The organism is Paenibacillus radicis (ex Xue et al. 2023) (assembly GCF_024722015.1).
In the GTDB taxonomy this organism is placed as follows: Bacteria; Bacillota; Bacilli; order Paenibacillales; family NBRC-103111; genus Paenibacillus_S.
In genome coordinates, this window is the sequence record NZ_JANQBD010000069.1 from 1 (window position 1) to 1,780 (window position 1,780).

General features: G+C 48.1%; 1 protein-coding gene. It reads left to right on the top strand.

The annotated features are described in order from the left end of the window. Positions 1–122 precede the first annotated feature (122 nt). Entirely contained in the window at positions 123–1,394 is a 1,272-nt protein-coding gene (locus tag NV381_RS38065; protein ID WP_258218452.1) for an IS110 family transposase, read from the top strand. The last annotated feature ends 386 nt before the right edge of the window (positions 1,395–1,780 follow it).

Sequence of the window (1,780 nt, forward strand, 5' to 3'; positions counted from 1 at the left end):
ACGTTAGCATTCCTGTAGAGCGTTATTTTTGAGCTTTGCAAAAAAACAAGCGCCTCGGTACGATGGGAGTACGCAACGGGTCAAAGCCCTTTAAATCCCATCATCCAGGAGGACGCTCTACTATGAAGTTTAAATCGCAGGACAAACAAAATCAACTCATTGAAAAAATTACCTCTCAGCATCTGGTCGTCGGGATCGACATTGCCCAACAAACACATGTCGCGCGCGCTGTTAACTTTCGCGGAATCGTAATCGGAACCCCCTTGTCATTTTCAAATGACGAGGAGGGCTTTCATATCCTTCTTCGGTGGATTCAGTCACTGCAATCTGCTCATGCTTTAACAGCAGCAATTGTTGGCATGGAGCCTACCGGACACTATTGGCTAAACCTCTCTAGGTGGCTCTCAGATCGCCAGTTTGAAGTGGTTCTAGTTAATCCTCATCTTGTGAAAAAGAACAAAGAAAATCGCGACAATACGCCCTCGAAGAGCGACAAAAAGGATGCTCTCGTCATCGCAGACATGGTTAAAAACGGCTACTACTCGTTCATTCGCAACACGCCTGAGGCCTTTGAAGAGCTGCGTGTCTTTCTCTCCAACCGAGACTCCGTCGTTACGAGACTTGTTAGTGCGAAGAACCAGATTCATCGTTGGGTTGACATTGTGTTCCCCGAGTTGCGACAAGTCTTTAAGAACCTAATGTGCAAAGGTGCAATAGCGACACTACGTCTTTTCCCAACGCCGGAAGAACTGAGGAAGTCAACGACTCAGGACGTGGTAAGGGGCTGGAAATCCATTATGGAGCGTCAGCCTGGGGATAGGAAGGCTCAAACCCTTGTTGCGCTTGCTCGTTATTCTGTAGGCTCCAAACAGGCAACACATGCGTACAAGCTGCACTTAAAGCAACTTCTCGCTGAATATGACCTAGCTTGTGAGCAGCTGAAAGTTGTAGAAGCAGAGATTATTGCAGTTTTAGACCGCATACCTTTTGCTAAATCAATGCTTGCCGTAAAAGGAATTAATGCGATCTCACTAGCCGGCATTCTTGGTGAGGCCGGGGATTTAAGCGGTTTTGCCCACGGAAATGCACTGCTTCGGCACGCTGGTCTGAACCTAGCAGAAGCAAGCTCAGGTAAATGGACAGGACAGATGAAAATTAGTAAACGCGGACGATCTCGTCTCCGGCGTTTCATCTTCATGATGACTTTGAGCTTGACCTCGAATAATCCGGAATTCAAGGCGATGCATGCGTACAATGTTCAGGTGAAAAAGATGAAGAAAATGCGATCCATTATGAAACTGTGTGGTAAATTAGCCCGCATACTCGTTGGGATGGCTCGCAGCAGTGAAGCCTACAATCCTCACAAAACGATGCCACTTCAGCTAGCAGCTTAAGCGATATCTTACCGTCGTACGAATATTGGCTTATTCGCGGGATTTCAAAGAAAGCACGGGGTACCGGATGCGATTGAACCAAAGGGCACCGACCCGTAACGTTAGCAAGACCGGCCTCCACCCCTTGGACAGGCGTAACGAAGGAATGAGAGGGCACCGACCCGTTGAGACATGGGAGTGAAAACCTCCAGGGGCGGCGTGGAGAATGCGTGCAGTATATGGAAATATGTGGGGATTTAATCCCCCCCCTCTATTTCGTCGCGCCTTCATATTGTCCCGGTCCTCAACTCGGTTGCTCTTACAATCTTTCCGAAAATCTGACAAGGGTGAAATCCTGCGAATAAGCGAGCATTCGTGAGAAAACAGAATCGTACTGAGGGAGTTCA

What these genes read in the sequence shown, in the direction of transcription:
- NV381_RS38065 (WP_258218452.1), top strand. Translation starts at nt 123, where the DNA reads ATGAAGTTTAAATCGCAGGACAAACAAAATCAACTCATTGAAAAAATT.